19 protein-coding genes are annotated in these 26,017 nt (G+C 58.5%); 5 read left to right on the top strand and 14 right to left on the bottom strand.

Features of this window, described 5'->3' with window-relative positions; all coding sequences use genetic code 11:
- Window positions 1-11 precede the first annotated feature (11 nt).
- Window positions 12-203 (top strand): hypothetical protein, encoded by a 192-nt coding sequence (locus B7Y89_RS05965; RefSeq protein ID WP_292936700.1) that lies wholly within the window; start codon window positions 12-14, stop codon window positions 201-203.
- Here the strand turns inward: B7Y89_RS05965 and B7Y89_RS05960 are convergent, their stop codons facing one another.
- The 4 genes from B7Y89_RS05960 to B7Y89_RS05945 all read right to left on the bottom strand — a co-directional run bounded on the left by B7Y89_RS05960 (window position 204) and on the right by B7Y89_RS05945 (window position 4,227).
- The gene (locus tag B7Y89_RS05960) at window positions 204-1,568 is read right to left on the bottom strand and encodes a HAMP domain-containing sensor histidine kinase (protein WP_292936698.1); all 1,365 of its coding nucleotides are present in this window, start codon (window positions 1,566-1,568) and stop codon (window positions 204-206) included.
- Between the two features lie 18 nt (window positions 1,569-1,586).
- Window positions 1,587-2,555, bottom strand: coding sequence for a hypothetical protein (locus tag B7Y89_RS05955; protein WP_292936696.1), 969 nt, complete (start codon window positions 2,553-2,555; stop codon window positions 1,587-1,589).
- Between the two features lie 9 nt (window positions 2,556-2,564).
- Window positions 2,565-3,806, bottom strand: a complete 1,242-nt coding sequence (locus tag B7Y89_RS05950; RefSeq protein ID WP_292936774.1) for a hypothetical protein — start codon at window positions 3,804-3,806, stop codon at window positions 2,565-2,567.
- Window positions 3,807-3,921: 115 nt separating this feature from the next.
- Complete coding sequence (locus B7Y89_RS05945) at window positions 3,922-4,227, bottom strand: Hpt domain-containing protein (protein ID WP_292936694.1); 306 nt, start codon at window positions 4,225-4,227, stop codon at window positions 3,922-3,924.
- 72 nt (window positions 4,228-4,299) lie between these two features.
- Here B7Y89_RS05945 and B7Y89_RS05940 point away from each other — a divergent pair, with 72 nt between their 5' ends.
- Window positions 4,300-6,786: a hypothetical protein gene (locus B7Y89_RS05940; RefSeq protein ID WP_292936692.1), complete on the top strand. Its 2,487-nt coding sequence runs from the start codon at window positions 4,300-4,302 to the stop codon at window positions 6,784-6,786.
- 2 nt (window positions 6,787-6,788) lie between these two features.
- Here the strand turns inward: B7Y89_RS05940 and B7Y89_RS05935 are convergent, their stop codons facing one another.
- The 5 genes from B7Y89_RS05935 to B7Y89_RS05915 are packed head-to-tail and all read right to left on the bottom strand — an operon-like array spanning window position 6,789 to window position 15,231.
- Window positions 6,789-10,202, bottom strand: a complete 3,414-nt coding sequence (locus B7Y89_RS05935) for an error-prone DNA polymerase (protein ID WP_292936690.1) — start codon at window positions 10,200-10,202, stop codon at window positions 6,789-6,791.
- 10 nt (window positions 10,203-10,212) lie between these two features.
- Window positions 10,213-11,646 carry a UdgX family uracil-DNA binding protein gene (locus tag B7Y89_RS05930; RefSeq protein ID WP_292936688.1) on the bottom strand — a complete coding sequence of 478 codons (1,434 nt, stop codon included), beginning with the start codon at window positions 11,644-11,646 and terminating at the stop codon, window positions 10,213-10,215.
- Window positions 11,643-12,908, bottom strand: a complete 1,266-nt coding sequence (locus B7Y89_RS05925) for a putative DNA modification/repair radical SAM protein (protein WP_292936687.1) — start codon at window positions 12,906-12,908, stop codon at window positions 11,643-11,645. Before B7Y89_RS05925 ends, B7Y89_RS05930 begins: the two co-directional genes overlap by 4 nt.
- A 60-nt stretch (window positions 12,909-12,968) precedes the next feature.
- On the bottom strand, window positions 12,969-14,558 hold the full coding sequence (locus B7Y89_RS05920) for a DUF6504 family protein (protein ID WP_292936685.1): 1,590 nt from the start codon (window positions 14,556-14,558) through the stop codon (window positions 12,969-12,971).
- Complete coding sequence (locus tag B7Y89_RS05915) at window positions 14,455-15,231, bottom strand: hypothetical protein (protein WP_292936683.1); 777 nt, start codon at window positions 15,229-15,231, stop codon at window positions 14,455-14,457. The genes B7Y89_RS05920 and B7Y89_RS05915 overlap by 104 nt, the downstream gene beginning before the upstream one ends.
- Window positions 15,232-15,414: 183 nt before the next feature.
- On the opposite strand from B7Y89_RS05915, the gene B7Y89_RS05910 reads away from it, so the two are divergent.
- On the top strand, window positions 15,415-15,897 hold the full coding sequence (locus B7Y89_RS05910) for a pyridoxamine 5'-phosphate oxidase family protein (RefSeq protein WP_292936682.1): 483 nt from the start codon (window positions 15,415-15,417) through the stop codon (window positions 15,895-15,897).
- Window positions 15,898-16,001: 104 nt separating this feature from the next.
- Here B7Y89_RS05910 and B7Y89_RS05905 read toward each other — a convergent pair whose 3' ends face one another.
- The gene (locus B7Y89_RS05905; protein ID WP_292936680.1) at window positions 16,002-17,522 is read right to left on the bottom strand and encodes an amino acid permease; all 1,521 of its coding nucleotides are present in this window, start codon (window positions 17,520-17,522) and stop codon (window positions 16,002-16,004) included.
- Window positions 17,523-17,717: 195 nt separating this feature from the next.
- Here B7Y89_RS05905 and panB point away from each other — a divergent pair, with 195 nt between their 5' ends.
- Window positions 17,718-18,587, top strand: a complete 870-nt coding sequence (gene panB, locus B7Y89_RS05900) for a 3-methyl-2-oxobutanoate hydroxymethyltransferase (protein ID WP_292936678.1) — start codon at window positions 17,718-17,720, stop codon at window positions 18,585-18,587.
- Window positions 18,588-18,638: 51 nt separating this feature from the next.
- A complete protein-coding gene (locus B7Y89_RS05895; RefSeq protein ID WP_292936772.1) occupies window positions 18,639-19,706 on the top strand; it encodes a DUF475 domain-containing protein in 1,068 nt (355 codons plus the stop codon).
- Window positions 19,707-19,752: 46 nt separating this feature from the next.
- Here the strand turns inward: B7Y89_RS05895 and B7Y89_RS05890 are convergent, their stop codons facing one another.
- The 4 genes from B7Y89_RS05890 to prsK all read right to left on the bottom strand — a co-directional run bounded on the left by B7Y89_RS05890 (window position 19,753) and on the right by prsK (window position 26,005).
- On the bottom strand, window positions 19,753-20,814 hold the full coding sequence (locus tag B7Y89_RS05890; RefSeq protein ID WP_292936677.1) for a CaiB/BaiF CoA-transferase family protein: 1,062 nt from the start codon (window positions 20,812-20,814) through the stop codon (window positions 19,753-19,755).
- 73 nt (window positions 20,815-20,887) lie between these two features.
- The gene (locus B7Y89_RS05885; protein WP_292936676.1) at window positions 20,888-22,483 is read right to left on the bottom strand and encodes a tetratricopeptide repeat protein; all 1,596 of its coding nucleotides are present in this window, start codon (window positions 22,481-22,483) and stop codon (window positions 20,888-20,890) included.
- A gap of 4 nt (window positions 22,484-22,487) precedes the next feature.
- The gene (gene prsR / locus B7Y89_RS05880) at window positions 22,488-23,864 is read right to left on the bottom strand and encodes a PEP-CTERM-box response regulator transcription factor (RefSeq protein ID WP_292936770.1); all 1,377 of its coding nucleotides are present in this window, start codon (window positions 23,862-23,864) and stop codon (window positions 22,488-22,490) included.
- Window positions 23,864-26,005: an XrtA/PEP-CTERM system histidine kinase PrsK gene (gene prsK, locus B7Y89_RS05875; RefSeq protein WP_292936674.1), complete on the bottom strand. Its 2,142-nt coding sequence runs from the start codon at window positions 26,003-26,005 to the stop codon at window positions 23,864-23,866. Before prsK ends, prsR begins: the two co-directional genes overlap by 1 nt.
- Window positions 26,006-26,017 lie beyond the last annotated feature (12 nt).

Here is a 26,017-nt window from a genome sequence, read left to right as displayed (position 1 = left end):
GACTGGCGGCGATGGCGAAGCTTCTCAAGGTGTTCGGCATCGCCGCCATAATTATTGGTGCTCTGTGGATCGGACAGGGAACTGGATTGATCTTGTGGCCTGCATCCAGTTTCATGCTGGCACAAAGCCAGTGGGCCTACATTGGCGCTGGCCTGATGGTTCTGGGCATTTTTGCGCTGTGGCGCGCAGGAAAACGGCGCTAGTCAGGCCGCTCCGGTCGTTGCATCTATTTGAGCAGAAGGCAGGCTGAGTATAAAGCGTGCACCGCCATTTTCTGCAGCGGTTGCAATCAATTCCCCGCCCATGGCCCGTGCAAGTTTGCGCGAGATATAGAGGCCAAGGCCGCTGCCACCATCGCCACTGCGGCCCAGTCTTTCAAACTTCTCGAAAACTTTGGCCGATTGTTCGGCATTCAGTCCCGGACCCTCATCAGTGACTGCCAGCCATGACGATTGGCCTTCACTACCCACAGCAATGGTAACAGTGGTGTGTCCGGGGGTGTAGCGGATGGCGTTGCCGATCAGGTTCAACAAAATCTGCAATATCCGGCGGAATTCACCAATTGCCGGAGCACGTTGGTCTGCCGGTGGTGTCACAATTATGATGGAGCGCTCTTGCGCACGCACGCCAAGGATCCCTGCTGCACGGCGTGCACAATCCGCCAGATCAATTTGATCAAGAGACGGGGCAAAATCGGCGTCTTCGACCGTTTCAAGATCGGAAAGGTCCTCGACCAACCCCAGCAAGTGCCGCCCTGCTTCGGCAATATCGCCAGCATAGTTGGCATATTGATCTGCCAGTGGCCCGGCGAGGCGCGTCCGGATCGTTTCGGCATTGGCGACAATGCGATTGATCGGTTGACGCAGCGCCGGAGCCAGATTGCGGCCAAGCAAACCTTTGAAATCGGGTAGTTTGAGCGGCCCTGCATTTTCTGCAATACCGGCTCCAATGACTGTTTCTGCAACAAGCAGAAGTTCAAAGCCTCCTGAACGCAGCGGTAGCAAACGCGCGCGCCAATTGCGGGTGGAACCGGGAAGATCAAGTTCAGCATCGTCCAGCAACCGCCAATGGAGCGGCTGGAGATGGGAATTGCCACGCAGGTTGACCAAATCTGTCCAATAGCGGCCAAATCCCTGGCGTAGCGCTTTGCTGAAATTCGCCAGATCGCTGGCGTCCACCGTGCCGGAGATGACGCGCTGTTCCGCATCAAGCACGACGTGTGCCTCAGCGAGTTGGCGCAACAAGGCCTCGGCGGCGCCGTTCTCGTCCGCCTTCCACGCGTCGGCGGCAAGCTTCCATTCGGTTATTTCGATGGTGGTGCCATCGTCTGATGGCGTTGCCATCACGCGGAATGACACGGGTTGCCGATCATCTTCCAGCGTAAGCAATGCCGACAATGCCACGCCGGCTGTGCGCGCTTTGCGAACCAATGCGAATAGGCCGGGTAGGGCAAGGGTTCCGGGAAAGCTTCCACCCAGGCGCACTTGCAAAGCCGCAAGTGTTTCATCCGCTTCAATCAGGCGATCAGCCCCATCACAGCGTGCGCGGATTGGCCCAGCAGCAGTCATTTCAATTGCGCCAACATATCAGACACCGTCACTGTAATGCGCGGACGCAAGCAGTGCCAGCGCGCGATCCGGGTGCAACTGGGCCAAACCATCGGGCAAGGTGATATCAGGGTGAAGCGCATTGAAGGTTTCGGTCAGACCATCTTTGCCCAACCCGGCCCCAGCCAAAGACAGCGCAAGGCGGGGCATCTGGCTTTCGGTTGTGGACATGATCGCAGTCTCGCGCGGAAGACCGGTACCCAGACTCAATGCAGTCAGGAAAAGCGCAACGCCTGCATTTTGCAGTGATAATGTGGCGGTGGGTTTTGCCCCTGTTGCGGAAATCGCATAAGCTAAAAGATCTAGGCGGGACGCTGTTTCGCTCCGCAATTTACGCTGCATCACTTCGGCCAATTCCGCCGCAGCGACGCCCGATGGATCATCCGCGACGTAACCGTGCATTGTCAGGATCGCGATATGGTGAAGATCGTCCGGCAATTCGGTCAGCGGAAGCTGCATACGGCGGATTGCCTGCCCGAACCGTGCCTGCGCTGCCAACAAATTCATGCCCCGCGCAGCCAGATCATGGTCAGGCGAAGCGATAATGTCTTGCAGCAGCGGCGTTAGTACCGGATCTATGCCAAGCCTGCTTTGCAACTTTTCGGCAAGCTGCCACTCCACGGCAAGCATATGCAGATGATTGAGCAATGCTTGATGGCCCGCCAGAATATCAACCATGCCGGGGCCTGCTTCGCGCGCCCAAGCTGCTGCATCGCTGTGTCCGGCCGCTTCGCCCAATGCCTGGATTAACTGCCGTGCGATGTCTGCCAACATACCGCGAACCCGCGCAATAACTTCGTCGCTGAAAATCGAGCTGTCGTCATTGCGCAGCAAATGGCGCAGGATCGGGCCCATGTGAACAATGACCTGATCCGCATGGAACAAGTCGTCTTTCAGCAACGTCTCAATTGCGCCGGGGTCGATACCGGTGGTTGCGGTCAATGCCATGCGCAACCTTTAACTCCGACTGGTTAACTGCGGGTTAGGCGAACCCTTTGACGATGGACGATTTCCACTTTCATTCTGGCGAACTTTCAATGCCAGCAAACACGCGCCAATCAACGCAATCACCGCAAGGCCAATCGTCACGTCGAATGGCAAAAACAAACTGGCAAGAGCCAGGCATAAACCGATTGTCAATCGATCTTCAAACCAATGAACCCAACGTTCCTGAGGCAAAGCTACCGGCAAAAGACGCAGCGCAATAATGAGCAAGATCGGCGCAAACGCACGTAGGCCCAAAGGTGACGACGGCAGTTCACTGCGCCAAGTGGCCAAAGCGACAAAGCCTGCATCAATGAGCCCGTGAAATACGTCAACGCTGCGCCGCGCTAGTCCCGAAGCCAGCAACGAATCACGCTCGACCTGTCCGAGCAAGCTTGCAACCCGCTCAATCGACCAGCACAGTGCCAGAAGCGCAAACCCTGTGGCGTAATTGCCCAGCCAACCAAGGCCCCCGCCAAGCAATCCCAGCAATCCAGCGGCAAGCCCGACAAGCGCGGGACGCGTTCCTGCGTGAAGCAAAGCCGGGCCAAATTGGCGCACAATCGCAATTGCCGCAGTATTGCCCAATGAGCCTGCGCCAAAATCTGCACTTGCAGTATGCAAACGAAGCCAGCGCCGCTCAACCAGATGGGCTTCGCTTTCATCACGAACGATGCTCCAACGCCCATCATCCAGCAATGCCGATGGCACCGCACGCAGCGTTATCCGTGCTTGTATTGCAAGGCGCAGCAATGCCGACTGGACATTCCATTCGGGCGGCAAATCGGCAAGCGCAGCAGCCACGCGCCCCGGGAAACGCATCGCCGCGGCAAACGCGTTGTTGATGTCGATCCTTTCGAAACCCAGCGGTAGCGCTGTTTCGACTGGCAACGTCAATAGCGCAGGGCCAGCTTCCAGCAGATCACGCAGCGCATCAGGCATGGCCAGCAAGCCATCGCCAAGGACAAACACGTCGTCTTCAGGCTGGATCAAGGGCACCAATGCCCGGGCTGTGGCCACAACGTGGAATTGCGCTTGGCCAGCTTCGACGACGTGTTGCAATGCTACGAGCTCGCCGCTGAGACCTTCGGCCATTACGACGATGCGCTTGCAGCCCAAGGACAGCGCAAAGCCGATTTGATGACGCAGCACCGAGCGTCCGCCAATTGGCAGATATCCACGCAGCGCGCGCGGATCAGTGCCGGCGGCTTCCATCAACGATAAAACTGCGACCCGCAAAGAGCTTTGCCTCCTGAAGAGGCATCGTAGGGGCTGGCGCGCCTGCTGCCAAGCACGGCGGCTCGTTAACTTGAAGAATGCCCGTTCGGCATCAGGGGGTAACTATCATATCTTCTAGCATCTGGTGCAAGCGGCGCAAAATTGCCCGATCACCCGGTACGGTTTCGAGTGCTTCTTCGGCGAGTGCCAGCAGCCCATCGGCATGAAAGCTGGCTGCAAGCCCCTTGAGCCGCATGGCCGCCACTTGCCAATTCCCGTCACAGCGTGACCGTCCCAGAAGATCAATCTGCCGTTCGGCGCTTTCGATGAAGGCTGCGCGAAGTTCGCGGATAAGCTCCGGGTCGTATCCCGCAGCGGCCGCCAAATTCGCGTCTAAGGATCCACCTTCGTAGGCCATAGGAAAGCGCTACGGGCCAAAGTGTTAAGGCGGGGTTTATAACTTGGATGAATTCGTGATAAGCTTCACACCATGAACGGGGGAACACGGATAATTCCGATCGATGGCGCCGAACAGGACGCCAGCCAAGCTGAGGCTGTTGGCGAAACCGTCTTTGACGGTGGCGCGACGCTTTCGGCTGCATCTTGGAATAGTGACGACGAAATCGTCGAAAGCGCGCCCATCAGGGATCTTAGTTGGATCTGCCCTGCACTAGCGTTCGTCGCGGTCGCTGCCTGGACGGCGTTCTTTGCTTGGGCGGTGATCCTGCCAAGTCGAGATGCTAACTCCCCACAGCAATGGGTGTTCTGGATTTCGCAATGGGCGGTTCCCGTGCTGCTCGTTCTGATCACGTTATTGGTCACCATGCGCACCAGCAAGCGCGAGTCAGGCCGGTTTGCTGACGTATCACTCTCGTTGGCGCGTGAATCGGCACTGCTTGAAAGGCGGCTGACCACCGTAAATACTGAGCTCTCACTGGCACGCGATTTTATCGCTGCGCAAAGCCGCGATCTTGAATCACTAGGCCGAATTGCGGTGGATCGCTTGTCGGGTAGCGCCAACAAGTTGGAGGAGTTGGTCACGCTCAACCGGCAAAGGGTTGATCAAATCGGCGAAGTTTCAACCAGCGCGCTGGAGAATATGGAGAAACTCCGCAGTCAGCTTCCGGTAATTGCGAATTCAGCCAAGGATGTGACCAATAACATTGGCAACGCTGGACGCACGGCCCATTTGCAGCTTGAAGAAATGGTGTCGGGATTCCAACGCCTTAATGATTTCGGACTGGCCAGTGAACGCCAAGTGATGGCCGTGCGCGAACGGGTACAGTCCGCGCTTGATCAGTTCGCTCAAGCAAGTGAAGAACTCGCCCAAGTGGCAGAGGGCAGGTTTGAGACACTGGCCGCACAAAGCGCCGAGCAGACTGTTACAATAGCCCAAAGTGAGCAGGCAGCCCTTGCCGCATGGCATGAGCGGACAAATGCACATACCGCTTCGTTGCGTGAAGCCTTGACCCGATTGAGCGCGGATCATGAGGCCTTGTTGGCTGAATCCGCCAATCGCTTGGCGCGGTTTGAAGAAACGGCTGATGCGCTTTCGGCAATGCTTGATGATCAGGCGCTTAACCTTGATGACCAGCTCGCCCGTCGGCGCGCAGCGATTGAAGCAGCTGCAGTTGAACAAGGTGAGGCACTCAATATACGGCTCAGCAATATTGACAGCGCCATTGCGAAGCGCCGTGCAGTGATGGAACAGGCAGCCGTTGATGCGGCCGAGGCATTGGTTGCGAAGCTTGCTGAAGTTGACCAGACCATTGAGGCGCAGCGTAACAAACAAGTCGCCGACATCGCACATCTTGCGCAGACGTGTGAAGAAATCGGTCACAAGGTCAATACCTTCTCTGATGTTCTTCGCAATACGGGCGAGGAAGGCAACAAAGCAGTCGGTACGGTTGAAAAGTCCATCGCCGATATCAATGCGATGCTGTTAGATATGCGGAGCGCGATGGCGGGAAGCGATGCCCAGATTGGTGACTTGACCGATTCTGCGGTACGTCTGCTTGAGATTATTCAGGCCAGTAGCGATCACACCCGCACCCAGATGCCAGAGGCATTGCGCAGCACCGAGGCCGGGCTGAAAGGCTTGGAAAATCGCGTATTCACATTGCGTGACACGTTGCGCGAGGCCGGTGATGGTGGACGTGCGCTGTCAGATACAGTTGGCGGGGTACGCACCGAAATTTCAGAAACGCTCGAAGCTTTGCGCAATGCGCAGACGGCTCTGGCCGAGGCAAAGCAGGATAGCACGACGCTATCCGAGCAAATCGAGCAGCGCCTCAACGGCGCGATCGCCAGCCTGTCAGACGCGGTGAGCAAGACTGGCACTGACCTGCATACCACCACGGCTGAAGAAATTGAGGCATTGGCAGCGAAGCTTGGCGAGGAAAGCAGCGCTGCGATCAACCGCGTTCTGCAAGGCCGTGCTGCCGAACTTGTCGGACGCCTTGAACAGGCGATTGATGCTGCCTCGACCGCAAGCCGCGAGACGGCGATCCAGATGCGCGATCAATTGACCTTGGTCGACGAACTTGCCGGCAATCTGGAGGCGCGGGTTAACAGGGCGCGCGAACGGGCTGAGGAGCAAGTGGATAACGACTTTGCCCGCCGTGCTGCGCTCATCACAGAATCGTTGAACTCCTTCTCTATCGATATTGCCAAGGCCTTGTCGGCAGATGTGTCAGAGACGGCTTGGGCGTCGTACTTGCGCGGGGATCGCGGAATATTTACGCGCCGCGCCGTATCCCTGCTTGAAACCTCCGAAGCCAAGTCCGTGCAGGCCCATTACGAGGCTGAGAGCGAATTCCGCGAGCATGTGAATCGCTACATCCATGACTTTGAAGCGATGTTGCGCCAATTGCTATCCACACGCGACGGTAACGCCCTGGGGGTCACGCTGCTATCGTCGGACATGGGCAAACTTTACGTCGCATTGGCGCAAGGGATTGAGCGGCTGCGCACGTAAAACTAATGAAAGTCACGTGATTTCGGGATGATGCGGACGTCGCGCGGGTGGGCGCGCATATTGGTGCCGCGTTCCGGAATGGGGCGATTGCATTCGTCCGCACGCGCAATCTGCGGAACAAGGCATTCGGCATCCGATAGCGCATCAAGCCTCGCGCTGGCGTCGGTCAGATGCGTGGCGATGACGTGAATCACTTCGTCATCATATTCAACCCGCCCGCGCACTTCCATCAGCCGTGATCCCATGATCACCTTGCGCTGCTTTTCCATAAGATCGGGCCAAATCACCAGATTGACGACGCCGGTTTCGTCCTCAATCGTGATGAAGCAGACCCCCTTGGCACTGCCCGGCCGCTGACGCACGAGTACGACGCCTGCCACTTGCACATTCGCACGGAATTTGTGGTTTCGAAGATCGGCAGCGCGCACAAAGCCACGGTCACCCAATCCTGCACGCAAGAATGCCATCGGATGGGCCTTCAACGACAGGCGATGCGTTTGATAATCGGCGACCACCTCTTCTGATAGCGGCATCACCGGCAGCACCGCCCTCACCCGCTCCTCCCCCTCGGAACGTGCTGTGGCGGCGGCAAACAGCGGCAATTCCTTGGCCGCAACAAGGCTGCGCGCATCCCACAGCGCTTGCCTGCGCGAAAGGCTGATGGAACCGAACGCATCGGCTGCGGCAAGCCGCTCTATCAGCGCAGGCGACAAGGCAGCGCTATCTTTGAGAGCGGCTACATCGCGGAATGGGCCCTGCTCTGCCCGCGCGGCTACCAGCATGGCGGCGGCATGTTCAGGAAAGCCATCAACTTGCCGCAACCCAAGCCGCAGCGCCTGCCCGCGCTGCTCCAACGTGCAATCCCATTCGGAATGATTGACATCCACTGGCAGCACCACAACCCCGTGCTGTGCGGCATCGCGCACGATCTGTGCTGGCGCGTAAAAGCCCATGGGTTGCGAATTGAGCAGCCCGCAGGCAAACGCTGCAGGATAATGGCACTTCAACCACGACGAAACATAGACAAGATGCGCGAAACTGGCTGAGTGGCTCTCGGGGAAGCCATATTCGCCAAACCCCTTGATCTGATTGAAGCAACGAGCCGCAAACTCAGGGTCATAGCCGCGCTGCACCATGCGCCCGACCATCATGTCTTCCAATTCGTGAACCATCCCGCGTGACCGGAAAGTGGCCATCGCCTTGCGCAGACGGTTAGCTTCAAGGCTGGAAAACTTTGCCGCATCCAGCGCAATTTTCATTGCTTGCTCCTGGAAAATCGGCACGCCCAAGGTCCGCGCAAGGATTGATGTCAATTCGTCGGGTGGCCCGTGTTCCGGACCCGGTGCCGGTATTTCTACCCGCTCCTCGCCCCGTCGCCGCTTCAGGTACGGATGGACCATATCACCCTGGATCGGACCGGGCCGTACGATCGCAACTTCGATCACCAGATCATAGAAACAGCGCGGGCGCAGGCGTGGCAGCATATTCATCTGCGCACGGCTTTCAACCTGAAACACGCCCAGCGAATCCCCCTTGCATAGCATGTCGTAAACCGCCGGATCCTCACGCGGGACAGTTGCCAACGTCAGTTCGCGGCCATGATGTGCGGCCAAAAGATCAAGGCATTTGCGGATGCACGTGAGCATACCGAGCGCCAGCACATCGACTTTGAGAATGCCGAGCGCTTCGATATCATCCTTGTCCCATTCAATGAAACTGCGCTCTGCCATCGCGCCATTGCCAATCGGCACCGTTTGCGTCAGCGGGCCTTGAGTAAGGATGAAACCACCCACATGCTGTGACAAATGCCTTGGCATACCAATCATTTGTTCAGCCAATTTCAGAACCCTTCGCAAATGCGGGTCCATTGCGTTCAAGCCGCTTTGTGCGACATTGCGCTCTCCCACTTCATGGCCCCAACTGCCCCACACGGTACGTGCAAGAGCGCCGGTGACATCCTCGGACAAGCCCATAGCCTTGCCCACCTCGCGGATCGCCATACGCGGGCGATAGTGGATCACGGTCGCGCACAAGCCCGCACGATGGCGGCCATAGCGGCGGTAAATGTACTGGATGACCTCCTCGCGCCGCTCATGCTCGAAATCGACGTCAATATCCGGCGGTTCCTTGCGCTCTTCGGAAATGAAGCGGTCAAACAGCAAAGCGTGCTTGGCCGGATCGACCGAGGTTATGCCAAGGCAGAAACACACCGCCGAATTGGCCGCCGATCCACGCCCCTGGCACAAGATTGGCGGATCACAGTTTCGCGCAAAATCAACGATATCCTTGATGGTGAGAAAGTAAGTTGCCAGGTTCAGCTTGCCGATCAGGTCAAGCTCCCGTCGCAGAGTATCCGCCACGCTTTGCGGCACCCCCTCGGGATAACGTTCATCCGCCCCGCGCCAGGTCTGCACCTCCAGCCAGTCTTGCGGTTCGTGACCATCCGGGCAGATCTCTTCGGGATACTCGTACCGCAATTCGCTCAAATTAAAGCGACACGCATCAGCCAGTTCCCGCGCTGCGCGGATCGCATGGGGCCAGCGCTGGAACAACCGCACCATTTCTTCAGCCGATTTCAAATGTCGTTCGGCATTGGGTTCAAGCAAAAGGCCCGCTTCCGCAACAGTCGTCTTGTGGCGGATCGCGGTCATCACATCCTGCAACGGGCGGCGCTCTGCCGCGCTGTACAGCACATCATTGGTCGCCAGCAGCGCCAAGCCATGTGCTTGCGCCAGTGCATTCAGCCGCTCAATCCGGACAATGTCATCGCCTGTGTGGAGGTAACTTGCCGCTATATGTCCAAGGGTCGGAAGCCTGTGGACAAGATGGGGGATAAGGCTGGAAAACGGCAGGGATTGGCGGTGGAATTCCTGTGGAAGAACTGCCTCATCCTGCCCCGGAAAAGCTACCACGTTACTTTCAATATCAAGCGTAAATATCTGATCCAAATCGCGTGGTGGCATAAGGACCAGTTGGATGCCTTCGCTGTGGGCAGCCAGCATCGCAAGATCAATCTCGCACACGCCTTTGGCCTGCCAAGTCCCGTCAAGCCTGGCCATCCGCCCTGCCGAAATCAGGCTGCACAAACGCCCGTAGGCAGCCCGGTCTGTTGGGTAGGCAAGCAACGCCAGCCCTTCGACCGTCTCGATCCGGCAGCCGATGACCGGGCGCAATTGCGCCGCCTCCGCCTCGGTATGCAAACGAACGATGCCAGCGAGTGTGTTGACGTCAGCAATGCCAATAGCATCGTAGCCAAGCCTGCGTGCCTCGGTGACAAGGTCTATCGCATCAGACGCGCCACGCAGGAACGAAAAGCAACTGGCAAGCCCCAGTTCGACAAAGTCGGCGCGCGGCGGTGCGGCACCATCGAAAGGCTCAATATGCCGGCGATCAGGGGTAAGCGGTGGTTCGGGCATCAGGCATCGCTCAGTGCGAAAGCTCAGATACCCGCGCAGCTACACAGCGCAAGTCATTGGCAAACTTTTGTTCTTCATCAGCGCGCCCATGATCTTGCAGCCGCAAGAGGTAGCTGGGATGCGTGGTGATCCACAATTCGCTGCCATCATCCAGCGGCAAAGGCACACCGCGCTCCTTCTGCACACTCACCGTTCGCCCGAGGAGGCCGCGAGCGGCGCTTGCCCCCAATGCCAGCACGATCCGCGGGCGTACCAGTGCGCGCTCACCATCAAGCCACCAGCGGCACACATCGATTTCCTTGGCCGTGGGATTTTGATGCAAACGCCGCTTGCCGCGAAGGGTGAACTTGAAATGCTTCACCGCATTGGTGACGTACGCCTGCTCAATTGCGATTGCGGCATCCTTCAGATGGGCGCGGAGCAATTGCCCTGCAGGACCAACAAACGGGTGGCCCAGTTCTTCTTCATTATCACCCGGCTGTTCGCCCACAATCATCAGCACAGGCGCATCTGCACCCTCACCCATGACGCTGTTCGTGCCGTTGCAGCCAATGTCACAGCGGCGGCATGACTGGACGGCTTCAGCAATGCCTGCCAGCGTATCGGGCAGCACACCAAAGTCTTGCGCGCCAGCTTCAACCATTCCCGCCTCGCGCGCTTGTGCCCCTGCAATCATTTCCGGAATCAGCGAGGCTTCGGGCAGATTCTTCCAATACTTGCGCGGCATTTCCTTGAGCATTGCGCCAACCTTCAGGCGCGCAGGGTTGAAGATTGAGGTATAGTATTTGCGCCACAGCGCTTCGACCGGATCACCCGAAGGCGCATCGGCGCGGGTGGCAGGCGGGCCTTCCTGCAAGGTTTCGCCATCCCAGTGCATGCTGCCTTGCGGGGTGAGGATCGACCAGCGCATCGTGGTGAAACGGCGAACAAAAAACGCGGCGTTCGAACGCAAGATATGATGCCCAGGCTCAAACCAGGCGACGTAGCGTTCGCCATCGGGTTCCTCAATCACGCGGAAGCGCACGAAAGCACGCATCTTGTGAATATCGCGCCGCACTTGGCGGGCCAGTTCGTCAATCCCGCGCACATCGGCATCGGCCCGATCGTCCATCAGACGCGGATTGGTCTGCAACCGCCAAAGCAGACGGTAAAGCAATGAAAATCGTTTAGAGTCAGAGTGTAGGATCGCACTTTTGGCATACTGCAGGAAATCGCGTGAGGCGCGTGGCTGTGGTGCATCAGCGGGAGGCGCAGGCAAGCGCCGCTCTCCTTGCGCGAACAGATCAGTACTTTGATCGGCAGGTGAATCCCACACAATCCGGTCCGGCGGCACATCGGCCTGGATCAGCCGCCGCGCCGTGTCACGCCAGCCTTCGAAATCATCAGGAGCAGCCAGCGAAACGCGAAATGCCTCGGCTGAGCGCATGGTGCGAAAGGGGGTCATGACGCAAACAATTCCAGTTGCTCGGCCTTTTTGGGCGCAATCAGGTTTTGCAAATCTGCGCGGTCGGTCAGCAGTACTGGCCGCCAATCCTCGGCAATGATGAACGGGCGGACTTTTGCGACCGAAACGGTCAGCTTGCCCACATCCTCAAGCCGCAGACGGCGCTGGCGTCTTGCCACAATAAGGGCGTTGACCGCGCGCACGCCAAGGCCCGGAACGCGCAACAGCCGCTCACGTGGCGCGCGATTGACGTCCACTGGAAAGTCTGCGCGAAATTGCAATGCCCATGCCAGCTTGGGATCAATATCCAGCGGCAACATACCGTCTGCGCCTGCCGCTTGCTGTACTTCATGCGGGGCATAGCCGTAGAACCGCATCAGCCAGTCGGATTGGTATAGCCGGTGTTCACGCATCAGCGGCGGGCGCTTCAATGGCAGGACTGCACTGGCATCGGGGATCGGGCTGAACGCGGAATAATAGACGCGGCGCAGGCCAAAGTTGCCGTAAAGCGTGCTGGCGCGGCCAACGATATCGGCATCGGTTGCGGCATCGGCACCGACAATCATCTGGGTGGATTGGCCAGCGGGGGCAAATTTCGGGGCGTGGCGAAAGCGCTTGCGGGCGTCCTTGGCCTCGATGATCGAATCTTTCAGCGACGTCATCGCACCTTCGATCTGCGTGGCGGACTTGTCGGGCGCGAGGCGGGTCAACCCGGCGACGGTTGGCAGTTCGACATTGATCGAGACGCGATCGGCATAAAGCCCGGCGCGGGCGACCAGTTCGGGATCAGCCTCAGGGATCGTCTTGAGGTGGATATAGCCGCGAAAATCGTGTTCTTCCCGCAGGATACGCGCGACTTCTATCAACTGCTCCATAGTGTGGCTGGAGCTCTTGATAATACCAGAAGAGAGGAACAGCCCTTCGATATAATTGCGGCGGTAGAACGACAGCGTCAGATCGACCACTTCTTGCGGCGTGAAACGGGCGCGGCGCGTGTTCGAGCTTTTGCGGTTGATGCAGTAATGGCAATCGAACACGCACTGATTGGTCAGCAGGATTTTGAGCAGCGAAATGCAGCGTCCGTCCGGCGCATAAGCATGGCAGATGCCCATGCCCTCGGTTGATCCGATGCCTTTGCCGCCTTTGCTGTTACGCTTGGAGGTACCAGACGACGCGCACGATGCATCGTACTTGGCGGCATCGGCAAGTATCTCAAGCCGTTCAAGAATTGTCTTTTGTGTAGGTAGGGCTGGCTGCGACATTCGTTCCTTATATGTTCTTTTTGTGCCTTCCGCCACCCCGAACATGTGGACAGGTCGGGGTCATGCAAACAATCCTTGGATAAACCATTCAGGGGCACCACCGCGCCCATCCCCGATGACGCCATGCCGGTAAATCCAGTAGCGACGACCGGCTGCGTCTTCGATGCGGTAGTAATCGCGCAAGCGCACGGTGGAACGTTCGCGCCACCATTCTGGCGCAATCCGTTCCGGCCCTTCGGCTCGGGCGATTTCATGGACTTCACCCCGCCAGCGAAACCGGCGTGGCAAGCCGTCAGGCGTTTCATAAATGACGGCGACAGATTCGGGCTTATCCAGTATTTTCAGTGGTCTGTGGTGAAAAGCGAATTCCTCTTGTGAAGATGGAAGATCGATCAAAGGCGGCTGCCAGCGCTGCGCACGTTCGGGCAAATGGCTGGCGTGAGCGATCGGGCGACGCACCGCTTCGGGCCCAAGTCGCACCGTCAACCGATCCACGCAGGCGGCCAGACTGGTCCCATGGCGTTCGGCGGCGGCATCAAGTTGCGCTTGTGCCAGCGCCAGCGGTTCGGTCCACGAAGCGCGCAGCCGCACCAGTTCGATGCCGAAACCTGCATCCACATCATCAAGACGGGTGGCAAACAGGCGGCACAAGTGGGCCGGATCACGCGTGGCGGCGGCCATTTCAAGGCGGCGGATGGCCACATCACCGTCAACCTTCCACATGCCCAGTTCAAGCCGCCGCGCCCCCTGCCCCAAAGCTTCAAGCAGCCGCGCCATATCCTCCGCCAGATCAGCCACGACCTGATCGAGCAGCGTGCGATGGCGGATTGGCTCCATCAGGCGGCGCTGGACGAGTGGCGCAGTGACGCTGATCACCGGCAACAGCGGTTCGGGCAGGCGTCCCAGCAATTGATCGAGCCGGAGCAGCGGGTTGGACGCGGCCGAGCGGCGGTTGCGGAAACGCCGCGCCAAGGCATCGCGGGCAAGTCCGTGCAGATCGCCAAGGCGTTTGAGGCCAAGGCGGCGCAGCAGCAGGATGACGTCATCATCAAGCCGTAGTGCCGCTGCTGGCAAACCACCAAGACGCACCATCGGATCGTCGCCGGGAGCGATGATTGCCGCCTCTGGCCCGAAATGCGCCAGCGCCCATGCTGCGCCTGCGGTGGGGGCAAGCGCCGCGCGGATGCCGAGGCCACGCCGGGTGAAGGCATTGATGGCATCAGCCAGCAGCGTGCGTTCCCCGCCGAACAGATGCGCAACGCCGGTCGTGTCGATCAACAGGCCATCGGGTGGATCAAGCGCGCTCCACGGCCCCCACCGCTGTGACCACAGCGCAAGGTTTTCCAGCAAGGCAAGATCGCCCGCAGGATCAGCCGGGCGCACGCCGAGCGCCGGGCACAGCGTGCGCGCATCGGCCAGGCGCATGGCAGGAACCGCACCTGCAACTTGGGCGGCATGGTTGGCGGCGGCAATGCGCGGTCCGTGCGCGGTATCTTCAATCAGGGCGAGCGGTTCGGCGTCTGCCCCTTGTCCGCGCGCAAGACCTTCAGAAAGCCGCCAACGATCGATCGCCAGCCCCGTGCACCAGATCGCCATGATCCGGCGGGCTGGCGTTGGCGTAAGGCTGGGCAACGAGGGCGAGACCGTCATCGCGCAAAATCCATTTTCCGGGTTGGTAAGTGTGGGCGCGAAACAATTCCGCTGCCCAAGTGGTTGCGCCGGGCGCATGCGCGTTCCAGCGCGGCGGGGGTGAAGGTGCAGCCTCAACCCGCCAGCGCATGCGTGCAGCGCCAAGATCATGCCTGGCATCCAACCTGATGAGCCATAGCGGCACCCCATGCTTTTCAGCGGCAAGGCCAAGGCGGCGCGAAGCGGTAAAATCAAGCGCGCGCGGATTTCCGGCAATTTCGCCGATTACGAAAGCAAGGTCGCGACAGCGCAAGCCTTCTTCGAGCGCGAACAGCGCGTCTTCGGGTGTGGTGGCAGCAACATGGATCAGGCGGTGGCGCAACTCTGCCGGAAGGCCGGGTAAATAGGGCCGCCCGGACAAACGCAGCGCCGCTTTGTCTTGCACCCACAAAAAGGGGCGATGATCGGGCGTATCGGCAGTCGGATCGGGCGCTGCCATGCGTAGAGCATCTTGCGCCAAGGCGAGCGCCAGCCCTGCCCCTGAAGCCTCACGCGCAGACGCGAACATTTCAGATTGTGCGCAGCCAGTGGCAAGGCCGGGGCGCCAATGCGGTGTGCGTTCGCTTGCCCCGATGCCCCGGATAAGGCCGGGCATGAGGTCAGCAGGATCAGTGATAGGGGCGGGTTCTGGCATACGAATCGTTCCTTGTGTTCTTATTATGTTCTTATTTTCGGAACGCGCAATCCGCTTTGTCTGTCCCTTGTGTGGACAACCTTGGGGAGAAACAGTGGATTTCCTGAGGACAAGCCAGAAGGGAACCTCCCCCGCCCCGGTCCGTTGATTGATCAAATATCAGACGCGAAAGGCAAACTTGCGATGAAATATGATCAAGGCAATCCCGAAGAGCTTCGTGAAAAATTCTGGAAAGCGATGTCGTCTTCGCCTTATGTGATGCTGCAACTTGACGCAGATCCGGACACTGCGGCGCCAATGACAGCGCAACTCGACAAGGGTGCCAACAGTGCAATCTGGTTTTTCACATCGCGCGACAATCGCTTTGCCGAGATGGGCGGTGCAACCGCAACCTTCTCGTCCAAAGGCCACGATGTGTTTGCCCGATTCCACGGCATGTTGACCGAAGAAACAGACCGGGCGCTGCTGGACAAGCATTGGAACAACTTTGTCGAGGCGTGGTTTCCGGGCGGAAAAGACGCGCCAAACCTGCTGTTCCTGCGCATGGATTTGGGCGATGCCTCGATCTGGGCAGGCGATCTTGGCATCATCGGCGTAGCAAAAATGGCGCTGGGCATGGATGTTACGAATGACGTTAAAGGCGGGTTTACCGAGACAAACCTTTGATTTGACCAACCTCTGATTTGACCAACCTTTGATTTGAATCGACGCCAAATGAAAAAGGGCCGCTCCTTTCGGGGCGGCCCTTTTTGTATGCAGGTACCAATCGATCAATCGATGGGCGGCACCGAGGTGGGAGGAACGTCTTTGTCCATTTCATGAACTTCGACCAATCCGCGCCCCACATGGCTGCGACTGCGGCTGTAGGCGTAATAGACCACAAGACCGATGGCTGCCCAGATGACAAACAGCATCTGGCTCTTCGAATCGAGCTTGTAGAACAAGTACAAGCAGCCAAGAAACGCGAGCGGCGAAGTGACATAAATCGCCGGAGTGCGGAACGGGCGATGACGGCCCGGTTCACGGCGACGGATCACCAGTACCGCCACAGAAACCGCAGCAAACGCAAACAGCGTGCCCGAGTTCGAGATATTGGCCAGCAAGCCTACCGGGAAAAACGCTGCGAAAAGTGCCACGAAAATACCGGTGATGATCGTGATGACGTGCGGCGTATTGTAACGCGGATGGATTTTCGAGAACGAGGCGGGAAGCAAGCCGTCACGGCTCATCACGAAAAAGATGCGGGTTTGGCCGAACATCATCATCAAAATGACCGATGGCAGGGCAAGACCGGCGGCAAGACCGATCAGGTTGCCGATTTGCGGCCAGCCGATTTCACGCAGCGTCCACGCAAGCGCTTCCTTTGAACAGACCACTGCCTGATCGCCCATCGCGGCGCATCGTGCGGCAAGTTCTGTGCTGCCCGGTTCCATGCCAAGGCCATTGGCATCAAGCACAGGCTGTGCGCCGACCGAACCGATGACGCCGGCTGCGACCAACAGATAGAATACAGTACAGATCGCAAGGCTGCCGATCAGGCCGATCGGCATGTTGCGTTGTGGATTCTTCGTCTCTTCAGCCGCTGTAGAAACCGCATCGAACCCGACGTAAGCAAAGAAGATAGACGCTGCCGCTGCCCCGATCCCGCCAAAGCCCAAAGGCGAGAACGGTTCGAAGTTTTCCATCTTCATCACCGGCAGCGCCAAAATGCAGAACAGGGTCAGTGCTGCGACCTTGATGGCCACAAGCACTGCGTTGACCGAGGCACTTTCCTTGGTACCGATGACCAACAGCCACGTAACAAGGCCTGCGATCAGCATCGCGGGCAAGTTCACCAGGCCGCCGTCATAAGGGCCGCGCACCAGCAAATCGGGAATGTCGATACTGAACGCGTTTTCGATCAGGCCGACGACATAGCCGGACCAGCCGACGCTTACGGCGCCCGCCGCCACAGCATATTCGAGGATCAGGGCCCAGCCCACCATCCAGGCGATCAATTCGCCCATCACGGCGTAGCTGTATGTATAAGCCGATCCGGAGACCGGGACCATTGACGCCATTTCAGCGTAACATAGCGCCGCTACTGCGCAGACAAATCCGGCGATGATGAAACTGATCATCATGCCTGGACCTGCTTTTTGCGCAGCTTCGGCTGTAAGAACGAAAATGCCAGTGCCGATGACGGCACCAACGCCCAACATCGTAAGCTGGAACGCCCCCAGCGAGCGGTGCAGCGATTTCTTTTCTGCAGTAGCTAGAATGGCGTCGAGCGGTTTGACGCGACCGAACATGAATTTCTCCCGCCTTGGTCCAAAGCACCAAACCGCCGATGCGGTTGCTTTGGAAACCAGGTAATGGCCGGGAAGCTAACGCGAACCGCCCATCGCGCAAGCCATTTTTCCCCAAGATTGCGCATAAGGCGTGTAGCCTTGCGGGTTTGCGCCAAGGCAGTAGAAGCGTGGGCCCGCCTCAAAGGATGCGTATCGATGTCTACAACCTTCCAACTCGACACTTCAACGAGCCGTGCGAACCCTACGCCAAGCCCGATGAAGCGCCTGACGATCCCTGCGATCCGCCAGCGCAAGAAGGATGGTGTCACCGCGCAACCCATTGTAATGTTAACGGCATATACGGCGCGACAAGCCCAGTTGCTGGATGAACATTGCGATTTGCTGCTGGTCGGAGATTCGCTCGGGCAGGTGATTTACGGCCTGCCATCAAGTGTGCCGGTAACGCTCGATATGATGGCGGCACATGGCGCGGCGGTGGTGCGCGGGTCGTTTCATGCGGCGGTTGTGGTCGATATGCCGTTCGGAAGTTACGAGGCCTCGCCGCAGCACGCATTCGAAAGCGCGGCGCGACTGCTCAAGGAAACCGGCTGCGCGGCTGTGAAGTTGGAAGGCGGCGAAGCTATGGCGGAAACCGTGGCGTTCCTTACCGCACGCGGTATTCCCGTGATGGGCCATGTTGGATTGACCCCGCAAGCGGTCAATGTGCTGGGCGGCTATAACGCACGTGGCCGGACCGAGGCAGAGGCTGCCAAGATCATTTGCGACGCCCGCGCGCTTTGCGAAGCCGGTGCCTTTGCAATCGTGATCGAAGGCGTTGTCGAAACAATTGCCATAGCCATTACGCAAGCCGTGGCGTGCCCGACCATCGGCATTGGCGCTTCGGCCCAGTGTGACGGGCAAGTGCTGGTCACCGAAGACATGCTGGGCATGTTTGAACGGGTTCCTCGCTTTGTGAAAATCTATGAAAACATCGCTGGAACCATTTCGGGCGCAGCGGCGCTTTATGCCGAAGAAGTGCGTGCGCGCACCTTCCCCGGTATTGAACAGACCTATCAGCCAAAGTAACGGGCGGTTTCGTTAACCGATCCAACCTCTCCGAACAGGGAATTCAGTTTGCTGCTCCGCTTCTACAAGGGATCGATCCTTTTTACGCTGGTGTGTCTGGCACTGGCAGCCGGCTATGGCTGGATGCAAACCGGCACGATGAGCGGCACGCTATCGCTGCTGTGGATCGTGTTCGTCCTGTCGATCCTCGAAATCTCGCTGTCGTTTGACAATGCCGTGGTCAACGCCGCCGTTCTCGAAGACATGGACGAAGTGTGGCAAAAACGCTTCCTGACATGGGGCATGATCATCGCCGTGTTCGGCATGCGCATCGTATTCCCGTTGGCGATTGTGGCGATTGCCGCGGGACTTGGTCCGATTGAAGCGCTGACGCTGTCGCTCAATGATCCAAAGCGTTACGAGGAAATCGTGAGCAGCGCCCACGTCGGCATTGCCGGATTTGGCGGTGCGTTCCTTGCCATGGTGGGTTTGTCGTTCTTTTTCGATGGCGAAAAAGAAGTGCACTGGATCAAATGGATCGAAGAAAAGCTGGCTGTCGTATCGAACATCAAGGCGGCTGAAATTGCGCTGCTGCTGCTGACGATATATGCCATCTCGCTCACTCTTCCTGCCGAAGATGCCCTGACGTTCGTTATCTCGGGAGTATTGGGCCTTGTTACCTTCATTGCGGTGGAAGCCTTGGGCACCATCCTTGAAATGCGTGACGAAGCGCAGAAGGCAGCAGGCATGGTTGTGCGTTCTGGGCTTGGCGGCTTCCTTTACCTCAACGTGCTGGACGCCTCGTTCAGCTTTGACGGGGTGATCGGGGCATTTGCCCTGTCCAACAACATGGTGATCATTGCACTGGGCCTGTCCATCGGTGCGATGTTCGTGCGTTCGATGACGATCATGCTGGTGCAAAAAGGCACGCTTTCAGAGTACCGCTATCTTGAACACGGCGCGTTCTGGGCGATCATTGCACTGGGTGCGATCATGCTGCTGTCGGCGCGCTATCACATCCCAGAAACGATCACCGGCCTCATTGGCGCTGCGATGATCGGCCTCTCGCTTTGGTGGTCAGTCCGCCACAAGCGCAACAACCCCGATACTGAAATCGAGGCCGCAATTCGCGCCGATTGATTACCCGAACAGCGCTGCCGTTCCTACAGGGGCGGCAGCGCCATAATCAGTTGCGCGTTTTTAGTGTAGGCCGTGGCGCCGGAGTGCCAAGGAAGCGCGGAGCAGGCCCCGGCATCAGGAACCCGTCTTCTTCAACGAAAGTGCCGCGCGCCACGTTATGTGGATGCTGCGGAGCTTCTCGCAGGCTGAGGACAGGAGCGAAACAGATATCGGTGCCGTCCATGATGGCGCACCATTCATCGCGCGTCCTGGTGAGGAACAGCGCGGTTAGCCGGTCCTTGAGATGCGGCCATTTCCTCGCATCCATTTGCACCGAAAACTCGGGGTCTTGGCTCAATCCGGTCTTTTCCAGCAGCAGGGCATAAAACTGTGGCTCTATCGAACCTATCGAGACATGTTTGCCATCGCGTGTTTCATACGTGTCGTAGAAGTGCGCGCCACCATCCAGTAAGTTGACGCCGCGTTCATCCTTCCACATCCCATTGCCCAGGAAGGTGTAAGTCATCGCTGAAAGGATTGCCGCGCCATCAACCATGGCGCAATCTACCACTTGCCCCTTGCCCGTACGCTGGGCCGAAAAAACGGCGGCCATCACGCCGAAGGCCAGAACCATCCCGCCTCCGCCGAAATCGCCGACAAGGTTCACCGGAAACTGCGGTTTACCGCCGGCTTGGCCAAAGCTGTGCAAAGCGCCTGACAAGGCGATGTAATTGATATCGTGGCCAGCCAGCGGTGCCATGGGGCCGTCCTGCCCCCAACCTGTCATCCGCCCGTAAATCAGCTTGGGATTGTCAGCCAGCAAGACATCGGGACCAAGGCCCAAGCGTTCCATCACACCGGGACGGAAGCCTTCAACGATGGCGTCAGCTTCTTTCACCAACGAGCGGATGTGCGCGATGGCAGCGGGATCTTTGAGGTCGAGTTCAAGCCGTTCGCGATTGCGGTTGAGGATGTCGCGCTCTCCCCTGTCGCCGACACGCTCACCACGTGCCGGACGATCAATGCGAATGACGCGCGCCCCGTGATCTGCAAGCATCATGCAGGCAAATGGCGCGGGGCCAAGTCCTGCAAATTCAAGTACAGTCAACCCTTCAAGCGCCCCTGCCATGACATACTCCCCACCATTAATCGAACGTTCGACGGGGAGTTAGTGACGCAAACACACCCTGTCGAGGGGCATTTTATGATGGATTGCGCAAAACCCTTGCGCGCAACAGCACCTCAATCTGCGCTGCGCCATCACGATCGCCCACAGCCTCGCGGCCAAATGATAACAGTTTCAACGCTTGGGGATTGCCCGGATTTTGCCGCAAGAATCGGGCCACCATGGCGTTGGCATCAGCCTGATGTCCAAGGGCACGCATCGCGTAATCAATGCGCAGCATCGTGGGCAGGTTGAAGCGCATCAGCGCGGCGCGGCCATACATGTCGAGTGCACCCAGCTTATCGCCCATAACCATGCGGGTGTCGCCCGATAGAAGCCATGCATCTACCGCACCGGGGTTGGCCAATCGCAAGCGGTCAGCGACTTCTTTTGCGCGCGCCCCTTCACCCGCTCCGATCAGTCCACGAATATAAGGCACCGCATTTCCGGCAAAGTTTGGAGCATCAGCATAGCGCATCGCCAGCGCAGAGAGAGGTTGTGCATTCGGAATGGGCTGTGCAGGCTGCTCACCTGGATCATCTGCCCTTGCCAGCAGCGCTGCCGCTTCCTGCTTGTTCCCCATGGCGGAATAGGCATGTCCGACGTTCGCCAGCAAATAGGGTGGCGCAAAGTCCTGCTTTGGCCACAGGCCAGCGGCATCAATGGCTTCCCTATTCAAATTCTGGCGCCGTAGTGCGCGCACAAACAGCAACCGCGCTTGCACGTTATCCGGCTGCAACCGCACCAATCGGTTGAAATGGCCGATTGCCAAGTTGCTGTTGCCCGCACGGTATTCCAGAATGCCGTTCAACAGCATGACCGCCGGCACATCACGCAGCGCGGTACCGGTTTGCTGCAGGATTTTGCGGGCAAGTGTGGTCTGCCCTGCCCGTGCAGCCAACACCGCCTGAAGATAAAGTGCCCGCACATTACCCCGATCGATAGAGGTCAATTTGCGGCACACCACCAGCATCGCTTTGTACTGGCCCATATCGCCAAGCGTCGCAGCGTATTCGCTCAACAGTCCAAGATCATCCGGAGCGACTTGCAGCCCCGCCTCAAACCACGGCAATGCCGCATAGAGCCCGAATTGCTCACGAATCAGCAGTCCGCGCATCTCAAGCGCGCGCGGGTCTTTCGGGCCAAGCTTTACCGCGCGTTCGGCAGCCGCAATGGCCTGTGATTGTTCACCGCCAGAAAAGCGCAGCCGTGCAATGTCGATCCACAGCGCGGCACTTTCACCATCAAGCCGCAAAGCCTGATCAAACGCCTGTCCGGCTTGTGCCAAATGCCCTTCGGCCAGCTCAAGCCGCCCGCGCATATGCCACCCTTGCGCAGCGCTCCCGGCAATGAAGTCACCGCCGTAAAGCATTTTTCGGGCTTCGCGCCGGTCACCCTGGATCAGCAGCGCCTCACCCAGTTCGGCACGCACGGCATCCGTGACAGCACCTCTGCGCACTGCTGATCGCAAAGGAGCTTCGGCAGCAATCCCGTCCCCTTTGGAGAGCGCTGCGCGCGCTTTTGCCAATGCCACATCCAGTTCGGCACCAGACGCATCGCCGCGCACCGGCGCTGCTGCCGCCAAGACGAGGAGCGCAACGGCTGCCCCCAATTGCTTGTGGTAACGCCGCACGGGCTTATGCCTGCAAGTCGTATTGCTTTAGCAGGTCATACAGCGTCGGCCTGCTGATCCCGAGCATCTTTGCGGTGCTTGAAATATTGCCCTCGCTCCGCGCCAAAGCGTGACGGATGATCTTGCGATCCGTTGCCTCACGCGCAGTTTTAAGGTTGAGCGGGGTCACCTGATCTTGCGCAGAGCCCGGTAAATCAAGATCGGCCGCGGTCACCAACTTGCCATCTGCCATGATCACCGCGCGCTTGACCCGGTTTTCAAGCTCACGCACGTTGCCCGGCCAATTCCAGCTATCAATCGCGGCCAAGGCATCTGCGGCAAGGCCCTTCACTTGCGGGTTCATCTCTGCAGCAAAGCGCAACAGAAATGTCTTGGCGAGCAAAGTGGCATCACCCGGCCGCTCAGCAAGGCCGGGAATACGCACGACGATTTCGGCAAGCCGGTAATACAGATCTTCGCGGAACCGGTTATCGGTGATCATCGCTTCAAGGTTTTGATGGGTTGCACATACAATCCGTGTGTCCACCTCGATCGAGCGCCTGCCACCAATGCGTTCAATCGTGCGTTCTTGCAAAAAGCGCAGCAACTTCACCTGCAATTGCAGCGGAATGTCGCCCACTTCATCAAGGAAGAGCGTGCCCCCGCTGGCCAGTTCAATTTTGCCTTCGGTGGTTTTGACAGCGCCCGTGAATGCCCCTTTTTCATGCCCGAACAATTCGCTTTCGAGCAGGTTTTCAGGAATTGCCGCGCAATTGATGGCAATGAACGATCCCTTGGCGCGGTTCGATGCATCGTGCAGACCGCGTGCCAGCAACTCCTTGCCGGTGCCGCTGGCCCCCAATAACATGACCGATGCATTGGTATTGGCAACGCGCTCAATCGTACGGGCAACTTTGACCATTTCGGGCGCGGCTGTGATCATCCGGCCAAGCACTTTGTTGTCTGATGAGGCGCGGCTTGCCAGATTGCGGTTCTCGGCCTCGATCCGCGAAAGATGCAGCGCGCGCCGGACGATCAATCCCAACGCATCGATATCAACGGGTTTCTGATAGAAATCGTACGCGCCCTTCTCGATTGCCTTTAACGCCGATTCACGCGCACCATGGCCTGATGCTACAATGACTTTGAGATCCGGGCGAAGCGCCATCATCTCGTCCAGCACGGCAAAGCCCTCGGTAGTGCCGTCGGGATCCGGCGGCAGGCCAAGGTCGAGCGTGACGACGACCGGTTCTTCTGCTCGCAACAGGGTAAGCGCGCTGGCGCGATCACCGGCAATGACCACTTCAAAATCTTCGTACGCCCACTTCAATTGCGCCTGAAGACCCGGATCATCTTCGACAATCAGCAGCACAGGGCGCTTTTGGGGCTGGGTATCGCTCATCATGCTACCTTCTTGTCGAGAGGGCCTTGGCCATTCTCGATGGAATTTATCAACGGCTGGGCTGCAGTCAGCGGCAACCGGATGGTGAACCGGCTGCCGAGCCCTTCGCGGCTTTCGACTTCCAATCGTCCCCGCATTGCCTTGACCAGTTCTCGCGCTTCAAACGCGCCAATCCCAAATCCACCTTGTTTGGTTGAAACGAACGGCTTGAACAGCCGGTTCCGGATGAATTCCGCGCTCATCCCTGATCCGGTATCGATCACCTCGATTGTGCCATGCAGGCTATCGACGCCAACTTGCAAGAATACCGCCATGCCATCGGGGCTGGCTTCAAAGGCATTTTGCACCAGATGCAGAATGACTTGCTCCAACACCTCGCGGTTGGCCATCACCCGGCAAGGTTGGCTTTGCGTCACATAAAGCTGCGGCAATCCCGTGGTGCTGTACCGCGCGGCGATGCCTGCAACGACATCGCTTGCGTCAATGTCCTCAACCCGTTCGGTACCGCTTGCGCCATAACGGGAAAGCCGCGCGAGCAGCGCATTGAGTTTGTCTGCAGCATTGCGCAGCGTAATCAGCATATCGGCGCGGAAATCCGGATTTTCGGCGTGCTTTTCCGCATTGCGCACCAGCAGGCTGATCTGGCTCGCCAAGTTTTTGATATCGTGCATCACAAATGCAATGCGGCGGTTGAACTCGTCAAAGCGGCTGGCTTCGAGCAGCGCCGATTGCCCGGAATGTTCAGCAAGGTAGCTGGCCAATTGCATGCCCACCACACGCAGCAGATCGAAGTCTTCCCAATCGAGCTTTCGCGCCACCTGCGGGCGGCCCAACACAACAAGGCCAACCATCCGGTCAAAGTGAAGCAGTGGCACCAGCGCCCAGGCCGATTGCTCTTCCAGCATCCAAGCCGGAACTGCGCCATGTTCGCCATGGTGATCAATCCCCGCCCGCACTTCGTCGAGATCGACAATAAACGCGCTCTTTTCAAAGAATGGCACGCAAGCAGCGCTTAACGCTTCTGCCGGAACATCCGCAGTGGGCCATTGCCAGCGCGATGCAAGCACCAGTTCACCGCTCTCTGCAGGCACCAGCAGCAGTCCTGCCGAACTGTCGGTAATGTCGGCCACAGCTTGGACGACACGCTCGTGCAGTGGCGGGGTTTGCGAACCTGCCCGGCCGATTGTCCGGGTGAACCGCAGCCATTCAGCACGATAATCATAGCGGTGCTGGAAGAAGTGCTTGGCCAGCATAACCTTAAGCCATCCCCGCACCCGCGCTGATGGCATGATAGCCAACACCAGAACGCTTGATACAAAGATAAACCCGAGTTGAGCCAATTGGCTGGCATTCCCGCCCAGCCACGCGAGCGATTGCGCCGCGCCAACCATCACGATCATGTAAGCGCCAATTACCATCAACGAGAGCGATTGGAACGCAACTGTACGCGATGGTGAAAAGCGCATGGCCGAACGGCCGCGCACAGCGCCGATGACCAGCAAACCTGCCGCAATGATCTGTGCCAGCCCGCGCAAGGCTGCCAATTCCATCGGCAATTGGCGCGATAGATAAGCGATCGTGTATAAGTTGAGGTCGTATCCCCAGATCACCGCCAAAGCGGAACACGTCCAGCGCAGCGCCATGCGTTGGTGGGTCGCGGCGCCGACGTAGAGGTTGTGCACAAGCACTAGTCCGCCGATAGCCACCAACAGTCTGAACAGGAACGAAATCTGCAAGATCATGGTCGCTACGCCCACGTCTTGGCCAAAGCGGAACTGCATCATGATCAGCAGAAACTGTAACAATTCGACAAAGACGAGCGCTGCCAGAACCGGGCGGATCGGCCCGACACTGGCGTGCCTGCCATCACGGGTAAACAGCGCCAAAATCAGGCCGAGCAGCGCCAGATTTCGCAAAGTCTCAAAACATTGGCTGACGAGCGTTGCCGTTCCCGTCGCCGCCACAACCAGTGACCATGCGGCCACAATTGCAAATGTTGCAATTTCGGGCCATCCGGCATGATCGCGATCACGCTTGCGTCTGCGTCCGTCCCAACGCCAGCCAATCAACACCAGAAAGGCAAAGGCGGATGTCACAAACATCGCCTGCCCAAGGCCTTGCCACGTAAAGAAGTTCGCCACCCGCCCCGATCC

The sequence above is a fragment of the Novosphingobium sp. 32-60-15 genome, from assembly GCF_002280675.1.
In the GTDB taxonomy this organism is placed as follows: Bacteria; Pseudomonadota; Alphaproteobacteria; order Sphingomonadales; family Sphingomonadaceae; genus Novosphingobium.
Note: the sequence above shows the minus strand (reverse complement) of the source record. Positions and strands in the feature narration are given on the sequence as shown.